The following is a 2,541-nucleotide window of genomic DNA, read 5'->3' as shown; positions in this document are numbered from 1 at the left end:
ACGGCCGAGCGCTACAAGCGGGAAATCCGCGAAGGCGAGATCGACAAGCTCGTCACGGAGGCGGAGCTCCGCGCGCTGCGTGCGCAGATCAATCCCCACTTCCTCTTCAACGCGCTCACCACCATCGGATACCTGATTCAGGCGGCACCAGGTCGGGCGACGGAGACGCTGATGCGCCTGACGGCGCTGCTGCGCGCCGTGCTGCGCTCCGACGGCGAATTGACGACGCTCGGACGAGAACTCGAGCTGGTGGAAGCGTATCTCGACATCGAGCGGGCGAGATTCGAAGAGAGGCTCGAGGTGACGATCGACGTGCCCGCGTCACTGCGGCACATCTGCGTGCCCCCGCTCGTGCTGCAGCCGCTGGTCGAAAATGCCGTCAAGCACGGCATCAGCAAGCGAGACGTCGGCGGGAGGATGGTGGTGAAAGCGCAGCTCGATCGGGTGACCAGCGATACGCCTCGGCTCCTGCTGGTTGTCCAGGATACCGGCGCAGGCTCGAGCGCAGACGCCCTCGCCAGAGGACGCGCCACAGGCGTCGGCCTGAGAAATATCGAGCGGCGGCTCGACTTTCAATACGGTGCATCGGCATCCCTGTCGATTTCAACCGCGCCCGATATGGGTACCGTTGTAGAGGTGCGCGTGCCCGTCGAGACGCACGTGCCGCGTGAGGTCCTCGCGGGTCGGGCACGGCCGTGAGTGCGCGCCTTCGCGTCGTGATCGCCGACGACGAGCGGCCGGCCCGTTCGTTTCTGCTCGCCCTCCTCCGTGCCTTCGATGATGTCGCTGTGGTGGGCGAAGCCACGTCCGGCAAAGAAGCGGTCTCGCTCATCGAGCAGGAGCGACCGGATCTCGCCCTGCTCGACTGGCAGATGCCGGAACTCGACGGCATTGGTGTCGTCCGGATGCTGCGCAAGGACCGGATGCCCCTCATCGCGTTCGTGACCGCACATGACGAGTACGCCGTCAAAGCCTTCGAAGTCAATGCCGTCGACTACCTGCTGAAGCCGGTGGACAAGCCACGCCTGCGCGAGACGCTGAACCGGGCACAGGAGCGGATCGAGCACGAGGAGATTGTTGCGGAACAAGCGACGCGCGTCACCGCGGCGATCGAGAGCTACGAGGCGGCCACGCGGCCGCCGTACCTCGAACGCATCCCCATTCGCCAGCGGGAGGAAGTCGTGATTGTCCCGGTCCAGCAGATCGCGTGCATCGTCGCGGAGGGGGAACTGCTCAACATCACGACGATTCGGAACGAGCGCCATACGATCAATTTCCGCTTGAAGGATCTCGAGCAGCGCCTGGATCCAGCACGGTTCATTCGCCTGGGTCGCGGCATCCTGGCGAACGTCGACCTGATCGCGAAGGTCAACGTCATGCCGGGCGGTACGCACGTCGCTGTGCTCAGCACGGGCCAGGAACTGACGATCAGCCGCCTGCAGTCACGATCGATTCGCGAACGGCTCTTGAAGCTGTAGCACCGCTCGTTGGTCCATTCACGCCGCCGATCGGCCAGATTCAGCGACTGGTTGAAAATCTGACTTCCGAAGTGGGCGGCATTGCGTACTGTCCGCCCATCGAGAATGGGTATCGGACGTCCCTCGATCCACGTCGACGGTCATCGTACGCACCGGGGCCGAGCGAGATCGGCCTATCGCGGTTCCCGCAAACGCCTGCAGCGCCTGAAGTGGTACAAACACTCGTCCATCGAGTTCTGGCTGTTCGTGGCCTTCGTCCTGTTTCTGCTGTTTGTCGGTGTCCCTTGGATGATCAACCATCCCGAGGCTGAACATCATCGGCCGAGCAGCAGTCCGATCGCTAGTCCGAACCCGTGATGAGAGATGCCGTCCCGCCGTGTCACCTCGTAGCCCGGTTCGACATACCACCCGACGTCCTTGCGCGGCCAGAACATGAAATCGAGCACGGACGAGAAGCCCCAATGTGCTGCCGCCTCGCTTCCCGTCTCATGGATCAGCTCGGGACCGACGCCAACCATGAATTCGAAGGTCCGCGAAACACGCCAGGGCTTCTTGAAGAGGACATCAACAGGCACTTCGATGCCTTGACCAGTATGGATGGCCGTGACGCCGACCTCGAGTTCCAGCCAATGTTCGATGGGCGTGACTTCGAATGCGAACGTGCCGCCCGGGTGGGCACCCTCTTCCGACGACCAGTCTCCGGCCGCGCCGAGTTCGAACACGATCGCGTGGTCATCGTCAGGACCGTTCGTCCGTTCGATCGTCTGCGCCGCTCCCGATGAGGGCCAGAAGGTGACGACGCCGACGACGAGCAACGTACTGATGGCTCGCACGCCGGGAGTATAGACGAAGACGTGGGCGGAGTGGCGCTCCGACAGACCGATGGGGCCGATCATCCTGCTTCGGACGGCGTTAGGAGCCCTGCTCCGTCACCCTCTGCGCTCGCTGCTGACGATGCTCGGGATCGCAACGGGAATCGCGGCGACGCTCTGCACCGTCGCGCTTGGTGAAGGAAGCGCCGCCGTCATTCATGAAGATCTGGTGGCGCTCGGCGACAACCTCC

The 2,541-nt window shown here is 63.6% G+C and carries 3 protein-coding genes; 2 read left to right on the top strand and 1 reads right to left on the bottom strand.

The window, feature by feature from the left end; genetic code table 11:
* Window positions 1-699: histidine kinase (locus VMS22_13515; protein ID HXJ35045.1), on the top strand; the 699-nt coding region annotated here is incomplete at its 5' end.
* Between the two features lie 17 nt (window positions 700-716).
* Window positions 717-1,478, top strand: a complete 762-nt coding sequence (locus VMS22_13510; protein ID HXJ35044.1) for a response regulator — start codon at window positions 717-719, stop codon at window positions 1,476-1,478.
* Window positions 1,479-1,792: 314 nt separating this feature from the next.
* Here VMS22_13510 and VMS22_13505 read toward each other — a convergent pair whose 3' ends face one another.
* On the bottom strand, window positions 1,793-2,374 hold the full coding sequence (locus tag VMS22_13505) for a hypothetical protein (protein HXJ35043.1): 582 nt from the start codon (window positions 2,372-2,374) through the stop codon (window positions 1,793-1,795).
* Window positions 2,375-2,541 lie beyond the last annotated feature (167 nt).

It is taken from the genome of Candidatus Eisenbacteria bacterium (assembly GCA_035577985.1).
Classification (GTDB): domain Bacteria; phylum Desulfobacterota; class Binatia; order DP-6; family DP-6; genus DATJZY01.
The sequence above is the reverse complement of the archived record's forward strand: the minus strand, read 5'-3'. Positions and strand labels throughout refer to the sequence as shown.